Consider the following 21,447-nt stretch of genomic DNA (forward strand, 5'->3'; position numbering starts at 1 on the left):
ACCAGAGGGGGGTCACGGCATGATGGATACAGACATTCTCGAGATGCTCGACGACATCGGGCGCTCGTCTGTGGCGCGCCTGAACCCGGCGGTCACGGTTCCGGGGGAAACTGCCCGGATTCGGCGCGAAAAGGTTCTGGGCACCATTCGCGGCACCATTCTGCCGCGCCGGTTGGAATTCACCGCCGCCAATGGCGACTGCCTTGCGATCGAGGTCAACAGCTCCCGGATCACGGATGTGTTTCGTGTTCAGTCCGGCATCGCCCCGGATTTCGAAACCGAATCCCGCGAGGAGCTGGCTAACAAACTGGCGAAACTGGTGACCGACATTGCGGCGGCCCCTGCTCCGTTGGAGCTTATCTCTCTGCAGCCTGACACAGCGCTCGAGGCCGACGATGTGGGCATCACCTTCAGCGAGATCGAGAGCGCCTGCGAGAAAATCGAACTGCCTGCCGAGCCTATGATCGCCATCGTCCCGGATGAGCCCGAGCTCGACGACACTGCACCCACCGAGGAATCAGCGGCGGAAGACACCAACGGGTCTTTGGCCCAACGGTTCTATGAAGGTTCGGAACGATTTGCCCAAGGCCGGGTTCTGGCCCAAGGCAATGACGGGGCATCATTGAGTATGGACGGGACATGTGCCGAGGGAGAAGCTCTGCACCCCGATTCCGATCTGCTGGCCCGTTTCGCCCGCGATCTTGCCGGTTGGGATGGCGACACGGCCTCAACGATGGATCACCCGCAGCTGATTGTCATGCGCCCCTCGGGCGGCAAAGGTGCCGGGCTGGCCATCATGAATGATGGTGAGCGTTTTGCAATCTCTGTCCACGAGGCACGCAAACTGGGTGCCGTTATCAATCTGTGGGCCAGTCTGAAAAGGCCGGGCGGATGACTGCGCCCCTTTCGTTCAATTTTTCGATGAATTCGATCCGTGATTACAAGTTACCAGGGTAAGGTTTATGAGTGAAAATAATCGTCGCGAGTTAATCCGTATTGCCGAAGACATGAACGGCATCTCAAATGATGAGACCCGCCAGTTCATCTCGCGCATTGTCAGCGATCTGACAAATCTGAAACCTTCGATTGCCTTTGTCGGGCAGATCAAGGCGGGCAAGTCCCGTCTGATCAACGGCTTCACCGGTCAGGCCGAATACCTGCCGTCGGACGTGAACCCCTGGACGACGGTGATCACCGACATGCATTTCGGCCACCCCACGGGGCGGACCTCGGGGGCCGAGTTCCATTTCTTCGACAACCGCCAGTGGCAGGCTCTGATCGCCGAAGGCGAAGAGCTGCGCAACATGTTCCCCGACGACGAGGACAGCTATAAGCGCGAAATGATCGAAGAGCAGGTCGAGGCGATGAAGACCCGCGCCAAGCTGCGTTTGGGCGAAAGCTACAAGCACCTGCTGGGGCAGCATCACGACCTTGACGAACTGACCTCGGACGATCTGGCGCGCTATGTCTGTGCCGGGGATGATCCCACCGAAGCAGGGGAACACGATCCGGGCTCGGATCGCGGTCTCTACAGCGACATTACCCGCAAGGCCGAGGTCTATTTCGACATCGGCCACTTCCCGTTTCCGCTGACGGTGACGGACACACCCGGCGTTAACGACCCGCTATTGATCCGCGAAGAAATCTCGCGCCAGTACCTCAAGGAATCCGACTTCTTCGTGGTGGTCCTGTCGGCGCATCAGGCCCTGTCGCGGGCCGATCTGAAACTGTTCCGCCTGATGCAAGCGCTGGAGCTGGGCCAGATCGTGGTTTTCATCAACCGCGTCGATGAGCTGGGTGGTGGTGCTGAAGATGCCGGCAAAGTCCGGGCCGATGTCATGGAAGGCCTGGAAAAGGCCCTTGGAAACTCGGACATCGACGTGTTGATGGGCAGCGCCCAATGGGCGCATTACGCCCTGACCGGTGACGAGACCGGCATCAACCATGACGAGGTTCTCGCCTGGCTGCGGGCCCACCCGGCACAGATGAAGCAATATCTGGACGGCGTGGAAGAGATCAAACAGGGCCCCGGTCCGATCAGCCGCGAAGGCGTGCTGCGCTTTGCCGCAATGATCGCCTCGGGTCTGCCGGACCTGCGCCGCCATGTCACCGGTGCCCTGACCGAGGGTCCGCGCAACGAACAGCTGCGGATGGCGTGGCAACATCTCAACACCTTCGCGCAAGGCGAGGTCGAGCGCAGCAGGGCCCATCTGCGCGCCATCGAGGACGAAACGACCCCCGCCACCGAAAACGGGGACGAAAACGACAAGACTCTGACCGAACTGCGGACGCTTGTTGCCGACAAGACCGCCGGGATCATCCACGACATGGATGACGTTCTGGCCAATCTGCGCGGCGTCATGGACGACACCGTGGCCGAGGCCGTATCGGTCGTGGTGCGGGGGCCGAACGGGGATTCACCGCTGCTGGCCAAGGGCGGTGAAACCGAGTTGAACTTCACTCCGTTGCGCGACCGTATGCGTGAGCTTGTGCAGGGGGCCACGCAGGTTGTGCGCCAACGGATGCTGAGCGAACTGTACACGATCGACATGCAAAGCAACGCGGCTCTGCGCGCCCTGCCCGGCTGGCAGGACCCGACGGACAACCGGATGAACACCAGTGCCGTACGGTGGTTCCGCCCGGACACCACCGCGCTGACCCGTGGCATTACGGTCGAACTGCGGGTCAACTGGCTGTCGCGACTGATCTCACGCAAGAGTGTCGTGGCCCGGGCCGAACGCATGATCGTGCAGGAATTCGAGATGATCGGCGATGATCTGGTGGACACCGCGCGCAGCGATTTGCTGGAACGTCTGAACACGGTTCTGGATCACTATCTGGCCTTGCTGGCCGGGCATCTTGAACATCGCGCCGGAAGCGGCGAAACCAATGAGCGGGCTCAGGCGCAAGCAGCCTTTGACCACGCCCAGCACATCGCCGAAGAACTGGGCGCCGTCTTTGGCGCGGATGACATCGACAAGAGATTAACAGAGGCTGCGGAATGATCGAATTTCCCGGAACCGAACAGGAAGTAAGACAACTTGAACGCTTTCTGACCGCGACCGAAAACCTGCCGGCCGACACGGCACTGGACGAGATGCGCGAGCGCGCACTTGCCCATGCCGGGCGGCTGTCCAACGCGGTCAATATCGGTTTCGCCGGGGAATTCGGGGCTGGCAAATCCAGCCTCGCCAACATGCTGGCCGGGGCGGACATTCTGCCTACCGGGCCGCAGCACCTGAAACTGCCATTGGTGATCGTCGCCTATTCCGACACACCGGAAACCACTGTCGGCTGGTGGGACAAAGAGCCCAAAACCTATTCCGGCATCGCTCTGGAGAAGGCCGCCGAAGATGCGCCTGATTTTATCTCGGTCGGGCTGAACACCCCTGCCTTGCAGGAAATCTCGCTGTTCGACCTGCCCGGAACCGGGGCGTTGGACGATACGTATAAAGAAACACTCGATCTGCTGAAATTCGTGGACTGCGCAATCTGGTGCACCAATGGTACCAACGCATGGCGCGAAACCGAACGACATCTCTGGTCACAAGTTCCGCAGGAACTGCGTGCCAACAGCCTTTTGGCGGTCACCCATGCCGATCTGCCGCCGGTTCGCGATGCGCTGGATCGGGTTGTGTCACGGCTCAACAAGGAAAAGGGCGATCTGTTCCGCTCGGTCGTGCCAATTGGGACACCGGTGGCCGTGCGCGCCATGGCGCAGGAGCCCGAACCTGATTTCGCCCTCTGGGAAAACTGCGGCGGTCAGAACCTGGCCGAACAGGTGCTGCAGATCGCATCCGACCGTCGTCTGGCCGATCTCGAGGCCGCGCGCACCGATCTGAAACAGGACTTTTTGCCATTTCTTGAGACATTGACCGGCCCCGAGGCCGAGACGCCGCAGCCCGATGCCGTGTCCGTGCATGCCGCATTGGAATCTGCGTTGCCCCCTCTGGAAAATCCGATCCTCGAGGACTGGTTGGCGGCGATTGCCAGCATCTACGCGGATCTGCGCGAATCATCCTATATCGAACCTTCGGCCTTCCTGCACTCGTGTCAGGAAATCGTCGAAGATTTCGCCGAGCGTCTTGAGCAAGGCGGAGAAATCGATCCCAAGGCCGACTGGATACCGGGCGAGTTCGAAAAGGCCACGGACCTGCTGTTGCTGCTGCAATTCGAAAGCGGTGACGCCCCCCTGAAGGACGCGATCAGCATCCTCGCGCAGCTCAGTGACAACCTGGCCTGGGCGGGCAGCCGGGTGGATTCGGTACAGCCGAAAACCGGGACCTGACAATTTCTCGTTAAAATTGCGCCGTGACGCGGCGATTCGAGGCCCGTGGAATCGGGTCTCGAACGTATCGACTCCGTTGACCAAGCGGAGACAAAGAGTCGGTCCGTCTGTATTTTGTGCAGAGCCATTTTCAATATTTAGATGGCCAAATACTCATAACAACAACATGTAGTATTTCCATAAAAACGATCCATAGTGAAGCCATCAGGCGGCCCCAATAAAGTCAAATTTGAAACGTCTAACCGTCTCAAGTGTCCTGCGGTTGTGTTTGGTTGTGAGTTCGTGGGCAATTTGGCCCAGTTAAGAAAACCGCAAAACGATCAGTAACGGGCGGAAAGAAATGAGCCACAACCAGGCGGTCGGTGCATCGCACGACGAACCGAAAATCGAAGGACTTCAACCCGGCGCAAAGCTGTTGCACGGGCAGTATGAAATCCTGCGTTACCTCAGCAATGGCGGCTTCGGGATCACCTATCTGGCCCGCAACAGTCTGGACCGCGAGGTGGTAATCAAAGAGTGCTTCCCGGGTGCGCTGTGCCACCGCAACGGCGACTTGGTTGAAGCAACCGATCCTGACCACAAGGACGATCTGCGCGCGATCATCGATCTGTTCATTCAAGAAGCGCGCAACCACGCGCGCCTGGTCCATCCCAATATCGTCGACGTCCATCAGGTGTTCGAGGACAACGACACAGCCTATATCGCGATGGACTTCATCAAGGGCTGCGACCTTCTGGATTATGTCGAAAACCCCGACAACAAAACCGGCCCGGATTTCATCGTTCAGGTCACCGAAAAGATGCTGTCGGCGGTGTCGTTCATTCACCAGAGCGGCATGCTGCACCGGGACATCTCTCCCGACAACATCCTGATCAATGAAAACGGTGAGCCAGTTCTGATCGACTTTGGCGCCGCGCGCGAACAGGCCGCAAACCAATCCGCTGCGTTGTTGACCCTGCGGGTGATCAAGGACGGATACTCGCCCCATGAATTCTACGTGCGCGGGGCCGATCAGGGCCCCAGCAGCGATCTCTATGTGCTGGCCGCCACGTTGTACCACGCCATCAGTGGTGAGCGCCCGATTGACGGCCAGACCCGCCTGAACGCCTTCAACAACAGTCAGGAAGACCCCTACACTCCGCTGGCCGGTCGGTTCAAAGGCTATCCCGAAGGGTTCCTTGAGGCGATCGACAAGGCGATGGAGGTGCACGTTACCGATCGTCTGCAAACCGCGCTGGACTGGCTGCGCATGTTCCGTGGCCCGGACGTCATGTTCGATACGTTCGACTACCGCCCGGTCTCGGTCATCGTGGGCATGGACCGCAAGGATGAAGAAGCCGAAAAGGCCCGGATCAAAGCCGAAAGCGAAAATGCCGAAGCTGTGGTCACTGCCCTGCTGGCCGGAAATGCCGATCTTGCCCTGGGCAATGAAGACAAAGACGAAAATGGACTCGCTAAGTTCACGCCCAAAGAAGAATCCGCTGTCGCGGTCGATACCGTGGTCAAAAGCGGATCGGGCGGCAGTGGTAAACTGATTGCCGGCGCAGCTGTCGTCGCGGTCGGTCTGGCCGCGGGCGGATTTTTCCTGATGTCCGGTGACAATTCCGAACCGGCACAGGACGTTGCAGTTGCGTCAGCACCTGCGGCTCAGGAAACAGAAGAACAGGTGGCAGCAACACAAGAACCTGTCGAGCAGGTCGCCACCACAGAAACCGCGCCGGAACAGGTTGAGCCGGCCCCAGTTGCAGAAGAACCAACTCAGGCGCCTGTCGAGCAGACACAGGCCGAAGCAACTGATCCGGAAGAGACCCTGACGGCAGAGACCGTTGCAACTGACCCTGCCCCGGCCGTTTCAACACCCCCGGCAGAAACACAGGTTGCCTTCTCGCATTGGGATGTCGAAATTCCGTTCCAGACGTCCAGACGTCGCGCATCGACCGGCAGCATCATTGCCGTGACCGGTGTTGATCCCGCGCAAGACATGTCGGTGATTGGTGACTGGGTCAAACGCGGCGACGCGATTTATACCCTGAACGGGAACCCCATTCGCGAAAACACAAGCTTTGCCGCGCAGGTTCTGAACGATCTGGCAATTGATCCTGACGGCTATATCCGCGTGACAGCCCGCTATCGTCCGCTGGGCAAAACCCTTGCTTTGAACGGGTTGTTGGCCCTGCCCGCCATCCGCGCGATCGGGCTGGAAAACGGCTATGGCTTTACCGTCCGCAATGAGGATGGTCAGAGCTGGACAACGGTTGTGACCACAGTGCCTGCGGATGCAGCGGGTGATCTGCAGCGGGGCGATGTCCTGGTCTCGGAAGCGCAGACCGGGGTGGCCATCGACGGGCAGGAAAGCCTGGATGCCATGCTGGACGCTTTGGTCGCGGAAAAACAGTCGCAGGCGCGACTGACCGTGTTGCGCGATGGTGCCCAGACGGACGCCGTGATGCAGTTGGCGCAGGAGTAATCTGACCGGTCGCACGTGGTCTGCCGCATTGTGAAAGCTGAGGGTGGCGCCCGGAAATCCGCCACCCTGACGGGGACCGGCCCGTCGCGGCAGATAAAATTTGGTTTGGTTTCCGGATCAAAAGTGCCGTTGTGCCGATGCGCGCAGAGGTGAATAGCAGCCCGCAAGACGCAGGTTCTGTGAAAGAAAGCAAAGGTATCGACATCATGTTCAAATACAAAAGCCCTCTTAGCCGGCTGCTTGAAGGTGCCGGAAAAGCCAAGGAACCCGAAGCAGAAACCGAGGTAGAAGAAACCGCCGCACCTGAGGCTGAAGCGCCTCAGCCGATTGCGGATTTCAACGCGCTACGCGCGGCTTTGGGCGGTGGCAACATGTCTTCGGAAAGCTACGAAGACAGTGATGATCTGATCCCCGAAGAAGAGATGCCCGAGTTTTCGGAAGAAGCGACCGACGAAGAAGCGACCGACGACGCAGAAGACGAGGTCATCGTGGCCGCGGTCGTCGCGGAAGCCCAGGACAATATTTTCGAAGCGCCCGAAGCTCAATCCGAACCGGAAGAGCCGGTCGTGACCCTGCACGTCGCCACCGAGGAAGACGTTGCCGCGGAACAGCCTGCTCAGGAAGAGCAGGTTGTCGAGGTGGTCGTCGAAACCGTTGAACTGACTCAGCCCGAACCTGTGGCACAGCCCGAACCGGTGGCACAGGCCGAGCCCGCCCCAGAAGTTCAGCCGGAACCGCAACAACCGGTCGCGGCGCCTGCGGCGGATGACCGTCGTGGTCGCGTCAAGACCACCTTCCTGGGGTTCGAACGTGCGGATACCCATGTTCAGGACCTGATGGAAAGCTCGGAACCGATCGCCAAGACCGAAACCGCGCAAGAGACCTTCCCGGTCGGCTGGCTGGTTGTCACCTCTGGCCCGGGCCGGGGTGCATGCATCACGCTGACCGAAGGCCTGATGCAGATTGGTCGCAACGATGATCAGGCCATTCAGCTGGACTTTGGCGACACCGGAATTTCGCGCAGCAACCATGCGGTGATCGCCTATGACCCCGAAGATCGCAAATGCTATCTGGGTCACGGCGGCAAGGCCAATCTGGTACGCCTGAACGGCAAACCGGTTCTCAGCACCGTTGCGCTGTCCAGCGGCGACCTGATCCGCATCAGCGAAACCTCGATCCGTTTTGCCGCCTTCTGCGATGACGGCTTTGATTGGCGGGATGCCTGATAGATGCTGGCAACTCCGGCATATGATATTGCACTGATCCTGGATCAGGGTCAGCGCGAGACGCAGGAAGACGCGATTGCCGCACGTATGTTCGATGCAGCGGATGCAGGCTATGTCGTGATTGCGGACGGTATGGGTGGCCACGCGGCGGGCGAGGTTGCCTCGGAACTCGTGGTTGCGGCTTGGCGCGAGTCCCTGGACGCCGAGCTTGAGAATACCCCGCTATCCGAAGCGGCAGTGGCCGACGCGCTGCCTCTGGCCGCCATGCAAGCCAACGCTTTGATCGCGGCGCATTGCGAGGGCAAAGGCGACAAGTTCAACATGGGGTCGACCCTGCTGGGGCTGCTGTTGCTTGGTCACCGCGCATTGTGGATCTCGATTGGTGACAGCCCCTTGTACCTGTTCCGCGACGGGGTTCTGCGCCAGATCAACGAAGATCACTCGATGGCTCCGGTGATCGACGCGCAGGTGACTGAAGGCAAATTGACCGAGGCCGAAGCACAGGCGCATCCCGACCGTAACCAGCTGACCTCGGTCATCATGGGGGCTGCAATCCCCAAGGTCGATTGCCCCGAAACGCCGCTGGAGCTGACCGCATCAGATGTGCTGATCCTGGGCAGTGACGGGCTGCAGTATCTCAGCGACGCTGAAATTCAGGACATCGTCCAAAGCAATTCGAACGCCTGGGCACAGGACATCGCCGACGCGCTGTGGCAGGCCCTTCGGGCCAAAGGCGATCCGGATCAGGACAATGCCTCGATCGGCGTTGTGAAACTTACAAAAAACTAACCAAGGCAAAGCTACAGGACCCATGAAACCTCATCTGTTCATCTCCAGCCTGGCACTAGCTGCCGCGGCCGGTACCGCCTCGGCGCAAGAGGCATGCTCGACCTACGAAATCCAACGCGGCGACAGCCTGCGCGAGTTGACGATCGAAGTGTATTCGACCGAGGATTTCCGTATCATCTTTGACGCCAACCGCGACGTGATCGGCAACAACCCGAACATCATCCGCGTGGGCGACGTCCTGACCCTGCCCTGTCTTGAGGATATCGGACGTGCCCCGGCTGAACCGCAGACAGAAGCCGAAGCGATGGCCGCTGACATGGCGGCGGAACTGGTAAAGGCCGCCGAAAGGCGAGCCGCCAAGGCAATCGCCGATGCCGAAGCCCGCGTAGCAGAGGCCGAAGCCGAAGCCAAAAAGGCCAGCGAAGAAGCCGTGATCGCGGCCAAGGCCGAGGCCAAAAAAGAGATCGAAGCCGCCCGTGCCGAGGGGGCCGCCCTGATCCGCAACGCGGATGAGGGTGAGCGTCCGGAAATTCGGGACCGCCAGTTGCTGCTGATTACCGGCGGCGACTATGCGCCTTTCACCGACGAGGCCCTGCCTAATCGTGGCCTTTACACCAATCTGGTGGAAACCGCGATGCTGCGTGCCGCGCCCGAGCAAAGCTACAAGATCCAGTTCGTCAACGATTGGTCCTCGCATCTGGACCTGTTGATGCCGACTCTGGCCTTTGACGCCACATTCCCCTGGTCGCGCCCGAATTGCGAAGAGGCCGCAACACTGTCCGACAAGGACCGCGCGCGTTGTGAAACCTACAACTTCTCGAACCCGTTCTACGAGGTTGTGGACACGTTCTTTGCCCGCGAAGGCTCGGGCTATGAACAGACCCTGACCTATGCCGACTTTGCCGGCACCACGATCTGCCGCCCCGAAGGCTGGTCACTGTCGCATATGGACACGGTCGGCCTTTACGAGCCGGCGATCACTCTGATGCGCCCCGTTTCACCGGATGACTGCTTTCACGCGGTCATGGAAGGTACGGCCGACATCGTGGCAATCGAAGCCCATCTTGCGGTCGAAGCAATTGGTCGACTGGGATACGAGCACCGCATTATCGAAAACCCCAACCTGGCGGCCATAAAGTCGCTTAACGTCATGACCCACAAAGATAATCCGGATGGGGAAGCGATCCTTGAGACGCTCAACCAGGGTCTGGCGATCATGCAGCAATCTGGAGAGTGGCGAGACATCGTTTCAACCGCTCTGCGTCATCAAATGGAAAATGGCTAAGGCCCCAACCGGCCTGACAACAATAAATGTCTGGAGGAAGTGGACATGTTAGAATTCAACCTGAAGAAAGTCGTGATGTCGGCCACCGCCGTCACTGCCCTTAGCGCCGGAGCCGCGGCCGCACAGGAAGCCTGTACAAACTATACTGTCGAGGACGGCGATACGATGGCCACCATCGCGATCGCGGCTTATGGCACCTCGAACTATCAGCCGATCTTCAACGCGAACCGCAATGTCATCACCAACCCGAACGATCTGGCGCCCGGTCTTGTACTGGCCCTGCCCTGTGAAGACGGCAGCTTGCCGAATGGTCAGTCCGCTCAGGAAATCATCGCGGCCGAAGAAGCACGCGCGGCCAGTGTCAAACGTTCCAGCGTCTATCAGCCGCCGATCAAGCTGGTGACTGGTAACGGCTGGGCGCCGTTCGCCGATGAATCACTGAATGGCGGCGGTGCAATCACCCGTTTGGGCACTACCGCGCTGCAGCGTGGCGGCAACGCGCGTGACTATTCGGTCAGCTTCGTGGACGACTGGAACTCGCACCTGGAAACACTGCTGCCTTTGGGCGCATTTGACGTGTCGATGGCGTGGAATATGCCGGACTGCACCAACCGCACTTATGAGTGGTCATGGGAAACCGAAGTGCGCTGCACCCAGTTCGACGCATCCGTGCCAGTTTATGATATCGTTGTGGGTTTCTACACCCTGCCAGAAAGCGAATACGCAAACGCCACCACGTTCACGCAATTGGAAGGCGCAACAATCTGCCGTATGGATGGATGGTTCATCCACGACCTCGAACAAGAAGGTCTGCACAACGGCGACAGCATGACCCTGATGCAGCCGATCACTGCGCGTGAGTGCCTTGACGCAGTTCTGACCGGCACCGCTGACGTTGCAACCTTCGAGGTTCAGCTGTTCTCGGACACCATGGTGGAAATGGGCCTTACCTCGAACGATCTGGTGGAAAACCCGTTTGTGACTTCGCTGTCCTCACTGCGTTTCATCAGCCACCGCAGCAATCCGTTCGGAAAACAATATCTGGCGATGCTGAACAAAGGCCTGAACGAGATGCGCGAATCCGGCGAATGGTACGCCATCGTTTCGGACACGCTGCGTGAGCACAATGAAAAGCTGATGGCAGCGTCGAACTGATCCCACGGTTTGACTAACTACCAATGGGCTGGTCTCAGGACCGGCCCTTTTTTGTCCTGAGCTCGCTGTTCCCCCGAACTGACCAAAGCACCTACGGGAAACCCCCAATACCCAGCTGCGCTGGAAGTGATATTCTATAAGCAACTAACCGGTGAGGCTTTGCCTCTCCACTCACTCAAAAAGGGGCTGACTTTGGGGGTCAGCCCCTTTTTCTATTCAACACTCTGATCTAAAGCAAAAAAGGCCACGCCCAAAGGCGTGGCCCTGCTTGATCAGCCGATGATTGCGTTCAGCGTCGCACTGGGGCGCATCACTGCAGCGGTCTTGGCCGGATCGGTGTGATAGTACCCGCCCAGATCGGCAGGCGCGCCTTGTGCGGCAGCCAGTTCTCCCAGGATCTGTTCTTCCTTGTCGGCCAGTTCCTTGGCGATGGGGGCAAACTCAGCCGCCAGCTCCGCATCGTCGGATTGCGCCGTCAGGGCCTCGGCCCAGTAGCGTGCAAACCAGTAGTGGCTGTCGCGGTTGTCGGGCTGGCCAACTTTACGGCTGGGCGATTTGTTGTTGTCCAGAATGCCCTGCGTTGCCGCCTCAGCCGCAGCACCCAGAACGCCCGCTTTGGCATTGCCCTTGCTGTCGGCCAGGAAGTTCAGCGATTCACCCAGCGCACAGAACTCACCCATCGAGTCCCACCGCAGGTGGTTTTCTTCGACCAGCTGCTGCACGTGTTTCGGGGCCGAACCGCCCGCACCGGTTTCAAACAGACCGCCGCCTTTCATCAGCTTGACGATGGACAGCATCTTGGCCGAGGTGCCCAGCTCCAGGATCGGGAACAGGTCGGTCAGATAATCCCGCAGCACGTTGCCGGTGATTGCAATCGAGTCATTGCCGGCTGTGATGGTTTCCAGCGATTGACGGGTTGCTTCACGCGGCGCCATGATCTGGAACTTGTCGGCCACGCCCGCGGCCTCAAGCGCCGGTTTGACGTACTTGATCAGTTCGGCATCGTGGGCGCGGTTTGCGTCCAGCCAGAAGATCGCCTCGGACCCGGTCAGGCGCTGACGGTCCATCGCCAGCTGAATCCAGTTCTCGATCGGCGCTTTCTTGACGGTGCAGGACCGCCAGATGTCGCCCTTTTCAACCGCGTGCTCGTGCAGCGTTTCGCCATTGGCCAGAACGATGCGGATGGTGCCATCTGCAGGGGCTTGGAACGTCGTCGGGTGCGAGCCGTATTCCTCGGCCTTCTGCGCCATCAGGCCGACGTTGGCGACGGCACCGGCGGTGGCCGGGTTCAGCGCGCCGTTGGCTTTGAAGAAGTTGATCGCTTCGTCGTAAACCGGCGCATAGCAGCGGTCGGGGATCACACAGTTGGTATCGCCTTTGGCACCGGTCTCATCCCAGCCCTTGCCACCTGCGCGGATCACGGCAGGCATCGAGGCGTCGATGATCACGTCCGACGGCACGTGCAGATTGGTGATGCCCTTGTCGCTGTCGACCATGTACATCGACGGACGGTCGCCTTTCAGCGCGTCGATGGCGGCCACGATCTCGGCATTGTCCTTGACGCGGTCCAGCAGGTCACCCAGACCCGAGTTCGGGTTTACACCCAGCGCGTCCAGTTCGGCACCGAATTTCTCGAATACCGGGGCCAGCCAAGCTTTGACCGCATAGCCAAAGATGATCGGGTCCGACACTTTCATCATGGTCGCTTTCATGTGAAGCGAGAACATGGTGCCGTCTTTTTTGGTGTCTTCGATGGCCTCGGCCAGGAAAGAAGACAGGGCCTTGACCGACATGAAGGTCGCGTCCGCCACGGTGCCTTCGTCCAGTGTCCAGCCATCCTTCAGAACGGTAACGCTGCCGTCTTTGCCGACAAACTCAATCTTTGCATCGCCAGCTTGCGCCGCAGTGATAGTGGCCGATTTCTCGTTTGCATAGAAGTCGTTGTCGGACATGGACGAGACTTTGGTCTTGCTGTCCGCGGCCCATTCACCCATCGAATGCGGGTTGTTCTGAGCGTAGTTTTTAACGGCCTTTGCCGCGCGGCGGTCGCTGTTGCCTTCGCGCAGAACCGGGTTCACGGCCGAGCCTTTGATGGCATCGTAACGCGCGCGGATCGCCTTTTCTGCGTCGTTCGCGGGCTCTTCGGGATAGTTCGGAATATCGTAGCCCTGCGCCTGCAGTTCTTCGATCGCAGCAACCAGCTGCGGGACCGAGGCCGAGATGTTCGGCAGTTTGATCACGTTGGCCTCGGGCGTCTTCACCAGTTCACCCAGCGCGGCCAGATCGTCGGTGATGCGCTGTGCATCGGTCAGGTTTTCCGGAAAGGTCGCCAGAATACGGCCCGCCAGCGAAATATCCTTGGTTCCAACGCTGACACCCGCGGCGCCGGCGAACTTGCGAATGATGGGCAGGAACGACGCGCTGGCCAGCTCGGGCGCTTCGTCTACAATGGTATACAATATATCGAAGTTCGATTTTTCTGCCATATTCTTTTACCTTTTTTAAGCCTTTCGGGGCGTGCGATCCAAGAGTGTGCCACGTATTCGTGGCTGCGGATGGGGCGCGAGAATCCTACCGCCCCAAGGGTGACTCTGATTTGACAGGGCCTCCCTTAAAACAGGTTGCGTTTCGGATCAATCCTCTAGTGGGGGCGCAAATTGACACGGGCGTACAGATTGCTTGCGCTTTCAGAGCGTACAGAGGCTCCGACGTCGCGTTTTGTTTCTAATGATTTGTCTTGTGCATCCGAAAATGGGAAGTTTCCGGAAAACGGTCGGACCTGTTCTTTGCTTCGAAATATCTGGTGTGAACTTCTGTTCGGTAGGATTGGGAGCGATTGTACTCTTCGTGATCAACATGCTCCAAAACAAGTTCAACTTGCTTCAACAAAAATTTCTTCCCGAGATCGCCTGCGTTATCCAAGTACAGATCAAGCTCCTGCATTGCCAAGTCGCGGCAATCAACAACGTCAAAGTGCAATGCTGCTATCAGACGGGCATTTTCTTTTGCAAGGACAGAGAGTTCATACTTTAAGCTAAGCAATAACGGCAGCCTACCATTATACGACTCTCTCAACTCTTCCGCCCATTCGTCGATAGCCAGTTCTCTAATAATCTTTTTGCCTGTTTCCTCATCGCCTATTTGAAGGTGTACCCATGCAAAAACAAGTGGGGCGTCCGCGTTTCCAATTGCTTTGGTATATTCACCGGCGGCCAGCAAAGCGGCATCAAGATCAGGCGCTTTCGTCATATGAATGAACATTATGGAATAGTGCACCCAGCTTTGATCCGGCCATCTTTCCTTGGCGCGTTCAAGAAAGTCGTAGAGGCGCTGCAACCCTCCGGTTTCATAATGCGCTTTCAACAAGTTTTCTCGGGCAACAGTGTTGTCGGGATCGACATCCAGAACTTTTTCGGTCGCCCTGATGGCAGCTTCAATGTCGCCACGGCTGATTTCAATTCTGGCTACGTTAAACAGACTGACTTCGTTTTCGGGATCAAGTTTCAGTGCTTTGGCATTGTCCTGCTCAGCGCGCTCCAATTCACCTATTTTGATGAAAGCAAAAGCCCTAGCCGTGAGGGCTAGACCAGAGTCCGGCTTGATCTCAAGAGCTTCGGTATAATCCTGAGTTGCCGCTGCATGCTGGTCGACGACGAGGCTCGCCGTCCCTCGATGGAGCAAAATACTAAACCGGTCGTCCTCTGAAAGATCATCCGTTTTTAGCAGCTGCGAACAGGCTTCGTAAGCCTCCGAAGGAGCCTCTTCATGTTCCTTGCACTCATTCATAAGAGCATTCGCTTTGGTTGACTCGTCGGCCCCTGCGCTAAGCGCGAAGCCCAAAGAAGCCACTGCTACGACCGCTACGGTAAAACGAAATCTCACTGAACCCCAAAGCCCTTCATATTCAACTTACAGTAGCAATACAGAGGTGGGCACAAAAGCGAGTTTGGTCAAGCAGTTGCTCTAAATCCTGAACTGTGGGTCACACGCCCCACGTATCGCTCAACCGATACCCGCCGGGCCAGGGGTCGTCCGGGTCCAGCATGTGTTGGTGCGTGCCTGTGATCCAGCCTCGGCCGCTGATTTCGGGGATGATAGCTGGGCGGTCGCCGACTTGGGTTTGCTCGACAATCCGTCCGGTAAAGCGTGAACCGATGATCGAGACCGCCTCGAAGGTTTGGCCAACCGTCATTTGACCCTTTGCGGCCATCAGGGCCATCCGCGCCGAGACCGCCGTGCCGGTGGGGGATCGGTCAACCTTGCCCGGTTGAATGGCGACGGCGGATTTGCCGGTCAGGCCGGTTTCGGTTTTATCCAGCGGTCCGCAAAAAGCGCAGAAGGAAATGTGATCCCAATCCGGGTTCTCGGGGTGGGTAAACCCAAGCTGTTCATTGGCCGCATTGGTGATGGCCACACCCATACGCGCAATATCGCGGGCCTCGTCTTCAACGATCTCGAACCCCAATACCGCCGCATCGACCACAACGAAACTGTCCCCGCCATAGGCGGTGTCCACGGTCAGGGTGCCGATGCCCGAGACCTCCAGCGGAACGGATATCTTGTCGGCAAAACTGGGCAGGTTTTGCACAAAGATGCGCTCGGCCTTGCCGTTTCGGCATTCGGCCCGGACCTTCACCAACCCACCGGGGGCCTCAAGCGTCATTTGGGTCTCGGGCTCTTGCATCGGAATGATCCCGCCATCCAGCAAAACGGTGGACACACAGATCGAGTTTGAGCCGGACATGGGCGGCGTGTCTTCAGGCTCCATGATGATAAAGGCGGCGTCGGCCTCGGGGTGTTTCGGCGGCACCAGCAGGTTGACGTGCCGAAACACGCCGCCGCGCGGTTCATTCAGCACAAAGTTGCGCAGGGTCTGGTCCTGCGCGACAAAGGCGCGTTGTTCCCAGAGGGTCGCTCCGGGTGGCGGCTGAACACCGCCAACGATCACATCACCCACTTCCCCTTCGGCATGGGCCGAGATCACATGAATGGTCTTGCTGCTGCGCATGTCCTGTCCTTAAAAGCGGGCGGCCGAAAATGGGTTCAGAGAAATTGCGGCGGGTTGATCGTCGATGAGGGCGCCGACCAGTTCAGCCGTACCTGCCGATTGGGTCAGGCCCAAATGACCATGGCCGAACGCATAGATCACGTCCCTTGCCTGCGGTGAGGTCCCGATCACCGGCAGGCTGTCGGGCAACGACGGACGGAACCCCATCCATTGCGTGCCGCCTTCGGTGTTCAGACCGGGCAGAAACTGCGTCGCTTTTTGCAGCAAGGTATCGGCCCGTTTGAAATTCGGGGGGAGTTCCAAGCCGCCCAGCTCCACCGCGCCACCGATCCGGACACCGCCATTGATCCGGCTGGCCACAAAACCGTGGCCAGAGAATGTCAGGTGCATCCGCAAATCAAATGCACCCTCGGGGAGGGTCGTGTTATAGCCGCGCTCGGTTTCCAAGGGGATGTGATCACCAAGAGTCCGCGCAAGGTGATGCGACCATGCCCCCGCGCACAGCACGACCTTGTCCGCCTCAACCTCGCGGTCTGCCAGAGTGATCCTTACGCCGCAGTCGGTTGGGGTCAGCGCACGTATCTCCTGATGTTCGATCCGGCCACCACGGTTCTGAAAGACCTGCGCCAGATGCTCGACCCACTTTTTGGGGTCGACAGTGTTGATCCAGTTCGGCGTAAATCCGGCATGGGTGAACCGGGGGCTGAGTCCGGGTTGTCGCTCGGCAATCGCCTCGCGGCCTTCCAGCAATTCGAAGTCTATACCGTGCTGGCGGCGCAGCTCCCATGTGGGCAGGCTGGCGCGAAACTCCGCCTCGCTTTCATAAAGCTGCATCTGCCCGTCGCGTTGCATCATCGCCTCGCCAACCACCGATGCGATCAGCCGGGTCAGGGCTGCGCTGGACAGGTCCATCAAACTGGCCTGCGCGTGAAGGAGCTCCGCGTAGCGGCCCGGACGGCTGGCGCGCCAAAACCGATACATCCACGGCGCGATCTTCAAGGCATAAGCGGGCGGGATGGACAGCGGCCCCAGCGGGTCCAACAGCCATTTCGGCGCTTTTTTCATGATGCCGGGGGTTGCCAGCGGTTCAACCTCGGAAAAGGCAAAGGCGCCCGCGTTTCCGGCCGAGGCCTGCGCGGCGACGCCTTCGCGATCCAGAACCAGAACGGAATGGCCCCGGCGCTGCAATTCCAGCGCCGTTGTGATGCCGATGATACCGGCGCCGATCACAACGACCTGCATGGTCATAACTCTATGCCTTCTTTGAATGGATCGTTTGCGTCAAATACCAGCGTTGCCTCGGCCATGATATGCGCCTGCCCGGTGATCGAGGGGATGACCCCTCCGTTCACACCCGGCTGATAGGACAGCCGATAGGCGCTGCCGATGACGCTGTGCTGGATGACTTCCTCGCCGGGCGCCAACGCCCCGTCCGCGGCCAGACAGGCCAGACGCGCTGAACTGCCAGTGCCACAGGGCGAGCGGTCGTAGTTATCGTCCGGGCAAAGCACAAAGTTGCGACTATGGACCCCGGGATCAGGCGAGGCGCCCTGAAAGATCACGTGGTCGATTGGCTCGCCCTGCTCTCCTCCGATGCCCTGCGCAATCGAGGCCTTACGGATCGCGACCGTCATATCGGTCAACTGACCGATATTGCCGGTCTCAACCGGGATCGGGCTGGGATCCACGATAAAGAACCAGTTGCCGCCATAAGCGACATCCCCCGTCACCGCGCCATAGCCCGGCACATCCAACGTCACATCACTGAGGACCCGGCGGCTTTCGATATTTGTGACGGTGACGGTGTTGGCATCGTGCAGCTCAACCGTCACGACCCCGGCGGGCGTTTCGATCCTGTGCCGACCTGCACCGATCCGCCCCAGATGCGCGAGTGTGACCGTCAGACCAATAGTACCGTGCCCGCACATGCCCAACACGGCGTCCACGTCGAAATAGATCACACCGGTCACGCAGGAGGGATCAACTGGTTCGACCAGTAGCGCGCCGACCATCGCAGGCTGACCGCGGGGCTCCAACATGATCGACCGGTAAAACCCTTCATGCTCAGTCGCCAGCCTGCGGGCGCGTTCAGCCAAGGGACCAGAGCCCAGGTCCGGTGCGCCGTCGAGGATGACCCGCGTCGGCTCACCCCCGGTATGGCTGTCGATCACATGCATTCAGCGATCACTCCGCCCTGTTCGGACCAATCGGCGAACCATGTGCGGAACAAGTCGTATTGCTGTTCGCAATAGTTACGCTGCGCATCGGTCAGCTCATCGGTTTCGTTGAAATGCAGACGGTATTCCTGTTCCCCGTTCAGCACCAGAAGATGCTTGTAATACAGCACCAGATCGGGGCCTTCGTCAAAGCTGGAAAGCACCTGGATCGCCTCGGTCAGTTCCTGGGCGCGCTGGCGCGCCTCGGCATTTCCCCGTGCCGCCTTTTTCGACAAGGACGCCAGCAGCAGCGCCTCGCGCGGCAGGGCCGTGCCGATCCCTGTGATCGAACCGGTTGCACCGCAGTTGACGAAGCCGTGGTAAACCTCAGTGTCCACGCCGACCATCAGTGTCACCTGATCGTCCTGGCTGGTGATGTTCTCGGCCGCATAACGCAGGTCATCCTTGCCGCCGAACTCCTTGAAGCCAATCAGGTTGGAATGCTCGGCGCGCAGCGCAAAGAACAGATCGGCGCGCGTGGCAAAGCCATAATACGGGCTATTGTAGATGATCGCAGGCACATCCGGTGCGGCGGACAGGATCGCCTTGAAATGGTTCTTTTGCGCCGCCGGGGACGTGCCGCGCGACAGCACGCGCGGAATTACCATCAGGCCGACGGCGCCGACCTTCTGCGCATGTGCTGCGTGGGCCACGGCAGAATTGGTGTTGATGGCCCCGGTGCCGACCACAACGGGCAGTCCGGCTGCGACCAGGCGTTCGACACCTTCCATGCGCTGCTCATCCGTCAGCAGCGGCCAGTCGCCCATCGATCCGCAATACACTACAGCCGACATGCCCGCGTCGATCATCTGTTTCCCCTTGCGCACCAACGCATCGAAATCAGGGGTGCGATCCGCCTTACAGGGGGTCATGAGCGCAGGCATGGTGCCGGTGAAAACGTTGGTCGACATCGGATCTATCCTTTGAAAATGCAGGGTCAGGACGGGCGGAATGGCCCTTTCAAATCGCCATAACGGATATTGGATACAAAATCCAGAAAATTTGAAGCCAAAAATAAACGCGCCGGATCGCGTGATCGGCGCGTTTGATTTGGGGTGCTGTGTGATGGTTACCGGAACCGCTGGCCGGTATCCGGATCGAACAACATTGCGCGTTCCGGGCGAACGACAAGACCGATCCGCTCTCCTTGCTTGCTGCGCTGATCCTCGCGCTCTTCGACGATCAGCTTGTCGCCATTCGGCGTCAGCAGGTATGAATAGCTTACCCCGCCAAGCGCCTCGGTCAGATCAACGGTGCAGGTGTCGCCCGCGCGGTCGATCTCGATATGTTCCGGGCGGATACCCAGCGTGACCTTGCTCTGCCCTGCAGGTACGTTGGCCGCCACCTCCAGCGGTGCGCCAAGCGCCGGGTGCGAGACCTTGCCATCCGCATAGTCGCATTCAAGGAAATTCATCGCCGGAGAGCCGATGAACCCCGCCACGAACCGGTTGTCCGGATCGCGATACAAATCCATTGGTGCGCCGACCTGTTCGATCCGACCATCGCGCAGCACCACGATCTTGTCGGCCATGGTCATCGCTTCGACCTGATCATGGGTGACATAGATCATCGTGGCGCCGATCTCATTATGCAGCCGTGCGATCTCGACCCGCATCTCGACGCGCAGTTCGGCATCAAGGTTGGACAGAGGTTCGTCGAACAGAAACACCTCGGGGCCGCGCACGATGGCGCGACCGATGGCCACGCGCTGACGCTGACCGCCGGACAAGGCCTTTGGTTTGCGCTTGAGGTACTGGTCCAGCTTCAGAATATTCGAGGCTTGCTGCACCTTCTGGTCGATCTCGGATTTGGCAACGCCGTTCATGCGCAGACCAAACCCCATGTTTTCAGCCACGGTCATATGCGGGTACAGTGCATAGGTCTGGAAAACCATCGCCACGCCGCGCTTGGCCGGATCCACATGCGTCACCTCGCGCGCACCGATATGAATCTGCCCTTCGGTGGTATCCTCAAGCCCCGCGATCATCCGCAGCAAGGTGGATTTGCCACATCCCGAAGGGCCAACGAAGACGCAGAACTCTCCGTCCTCGATCTCCAGATCAATGCCGTGAATTACCTGCGTCTCGCCATACCGCTTGATCGCCTGGTTCAAAGTCACACCCGTCATGTCGCTTGCATCCTGTCTGTATCGGCGCTCGGGCGGGTCTCGGGGAACCGCCAGGCCTGTGCTTCGGCTCCGATTTGTTCGGCCACTCGGCGAACTCGGGGAACCCAGGTTTCCAATTTTTCGAAATTCATCCGTTCGGTCGACCCGGTCACGGAAATCGCCCCCAGCATCCGCCCACCCGAGGTTAGGATCGGACAGGCAATGCAGATGATGCCGGGTTCATGCTCTTCGTCATCAATGGCATAGCCGCGGCTGCGGATCAGTTCGAGGTCTGCCCGCAGCGCCGCCTCAGATGTCAGGGTTTTGTCGGTGAACCGGTGGTAGCTTTGCTGCGACACCGCGCGGTCCAGCGCCGCCTCGTCCAGATACGCCATCATCGCCTTGCCCACTCCGGTGCAATAGGCCGGACCAACCTTTCCGGCCTGCGAATACATCTCGATAGGCTGAGCAGCGTTGCGCTTGTCGACATACAGCACCTGACTGGAATCGAGCTGCGCCAGATGGACTGTTTCCCCTGTTTCCCGGCTGAGCGCATCCAGAAACGGACGCGCAATCGGCGCCAGTGAGCTTTGCGTCCACGCCGCATGGGCAAGCCGCACCAACCGCAATCCCGGCGTATAAGTCTGACGGTCAGGATCATACGACAGCATCCCCTGATTGGTCAGAGTCTGCAGAAACCGATACAGCGTTGCCTTGGGGAAATCGCTGCTCTCCAACAGTTCCGCAAATCGGACCGGGCGGGCGAAAGCCGCCACCTGATCCAGCACGTCACATGCTTTTCCTATTGTTCCGTCACCAGCCACGAGCGCCTGTTCTCCTCCCATTGACCCATCGCCATCCTCACGGGGGTCTTGACAAGACTAACCGATTCGATGTGTAGTTTTC

The 21,447-nt window shown here is 59.2% G+C and carries 16 protein-coding genes; 8 read left to right on the forward strand and 8 right to left on the reverse strand.

From position 1 onward, the window contains the following. Positions 1 to 19 precede the first annotated feature (19 nt). From GOX88_RS11900 to GOX88_RS11935, 8 genes are all read left to right on the forward strand, one after another. Positions 20 to 895, forward strand: a complete 876-nt coding sequence (locus tag GOX88_RS11900) for a hypothetical protein (RefSeq protein ID WP_170401720.1) — start codon at positions 20 to 22, stop codon at positions 893 to 895. Positions 896 to 962: 67 nt separating this feature from the next. Beyond that, complete coding sequence (locus GOX88_RS11905; RefSeq protein WP_170401722.1) at positions 963 to 3,005, forward strand: dynamin family protein; 2,043 nt, start codon at positions 963 to 965, stop codon at positions 3,003 to 3,005. Beyond that, positions 3,002 to 4,288, forward strand: coding sequence for a dynamin family protein (locus GOX88_RS11910; RefSeq protein ID WP_170401725.1), 1,287 nt, complete (start codon positions 3,002 to 3,004; stop codon positions 4,286 to 4,288). The genes GOX88_RS11905 and GOX88_RS11910 overlap by 4 nt, the downstream gene beginning before the upstream one ends. A 340-nt stretch (positions 4,289 to 4,628) precedes the next feature. Then, complete coding sequence (locus GOX88_RS11915; protein ID WP_170401728.1) at positions 4,629 to 6,755, forward strand: protein kinase domain-containing protein; 2,127 nt, start codon at positions 4,629 to 4,631, stop codon at positions 6,753 to 6,755. Between the two features lie 179 nt (positions 6,756 to 6,934). After that, positions 6,935 to 7,981: an FHA domain-containing protein gene (locus GOX88_RS11920; RefSeq protein WP_367647788.1), complete on the forward strand. Its 1,047-nt coding sequence runs from the start codon at positions 6,935 to 6,937 to the stop codon at positions 7,979 to 7,981. Between the two features lie 3 nt (positions 7,982 to 7,984). Beyond that, positions 7,985 to 8,770: a PP2C family protein-serine/threonine phosphatase gene (locus GOX88_RS11925; RefSeq protein ID WP_170401731.1), complete on the forward strand. Its 786-nt coding sequence runs from the start codon at positions 7,985 to 7,987 to the stop codon at positions 8,768 to 8,770. Positions 8,771 to 8,792: 22 nt separating this feature from the next. Next, positions 8,793 to 10,055, forward strand: coding sequence for a transporter substrate-binding domain-containing protein (locus tag GOX88_RS11930; RefSeq protein ID WP_170401733.1), 1,263 nt, complete (start codon positions 8,793 to 8,795; stop codon positions 10,053 to 10,055). Between the two features lie 45 nt (positions 10,056 to 10,100). Continuing rightward, complete coding sequence (locus GOX88_RS11935; protein WP_170401737.1) at positions 10,101 to 11,210, forward strand: transporter substrate-binding domain-containing protein; 1,110 nt, start codon at positions 10,101 to 10,103, stop codon at positions 11,208 to 11,210. Positions 11,211 to 11,482: 272 nt separating this feature from the next. On the opposite strand, the gene GOX88_RS11940 is transcribed toward GOX88_RS11935, so the two are convergent. The 8 genes from GOX88_RS11940 to GOX88_RS11975 all read right to left on the reverse strand — a co-directional run bounded on the left by GOX88_RS11940 (position 11,483) and on the right by GOX88_RS11975 (position 21,365). Beyond that, positions 11,483 to 13,696: an NADP-dependent isocitrate dehydrogenase gene (locus GOX88_RS11940; protein ID WP_170401739.1), complete on the reverse strand. Its 2,214-nt coding sequence runs from the start codon at positions 13,694 to 13,696 to the stop codon at positions 11,483 to 11,485. Between the two features lie 238 nt (positions 13,697 to 13,934). Beyond that, on the reverse strand, positions 13,935 to 15,050 hold the full coding sequence (locus tag GOX88_RS11945; RefSeq protein ID WP_217354219.1) for a tetratricopeptide repeat protein: 1,116 nt from the start codon (positions 15,048 to 15,050) through the stop codon (positions 13,935 to 13,937). A 142-nt stretch (positions 15,051 to 15,192) separates the two neighbouring features. After that, positions 15,193 to 16,218: a trans-3-hydroxy-L-proline dehydratase gene (locus GOX88_RS11950; RefSeq protein WP_170401749.1), complete on the reverse strand. Its 1,026-nt coding sequence runs from the start codon at positions 16,216 to 16,218 to the stop codon at positions 15,193 to 15,195. Positions 16,219 to 16,227: 9 nt separating this feature from the next. Continuing rightward, positions 16,228 to 17,466, reverse strand: coding sequence for an NAD(P)/FAD-dependent oxidoreductase (locus tag GOX88_RS11955; protein WP_170401752.1), 1,239 nt, complete (start codon positions 17,464 to 17,466; stop codon positions 16,228 to 16,230). Then, positions 17,463 to 18,395 carry a proline racemase family protein gene (locus GOX88_RS11960; RefSeq protein ID WP_170401755.1) on the reverse strand — a complete coding sequence of 311 codons (933 nt, stop codon included), beginning with the start codon at positions 18,393 to 18,395 and terminating at the stop codon, positions 17,463 to 17,465. The genes GOX88_RS11955 and GOX88_RS11960 overlap by 4 nt, the downstream gene beginning before the upstream one ends. Continuing rightward, entirely contained in the window at positions 18,386 to 19,345 is a 960-nt protein-coding gene (locus GOX88_RS11965) for a dihydrodipicolinate synthase family protein (RefSeq protein WP_170401758.1), read from the reverse strand. Before GOX88_RS11965 ends, GOX88_RS11960 begins: the two co-directional genes overlap by 10 nt. Before the next feature lie 158 nt (positions 19,346 to 19,503). Continuing rightward, positions 19,504 to 20,562 (reverse strand): ABC transporter ATP-binding protein, encoded by a 1,059-nt coding sequence (locus GOX88_RS11970; protein ID WP_170401762.1) that lies wholly within the window; start codon positions 20,560 to 20,562, stop codon positions 19,504 to 19,506. Continuing rightward, a complete protein-coding gene (locus GOX88_RS11975) occupies positions 20,559 to 21,365 on the reverse strand; it encodes an IclR family transcriptional regulator (protein ID WP_170402225.1) in 807 nt (268 codons plus the stop codon). Before GOX88_RS11975 ends, GOX88_RS11970 begins: the two co-directional genes overlap by 4 nt. Positions 21,366 to 21,447 lie beyond the last annotated feature (82 nt).

Source organism: Ruegeria arenilitoris (assembly GCF_013030985.1).
In the GTDB taxonomy this organism is placed as follows: domain Bacteria; phylum Pseudomonadota; class Alphaproteobacteria; order Rhodobacterales; family Rhodobacteraceae; genus Ruegeria; species Ruegeria arenilitoris_B.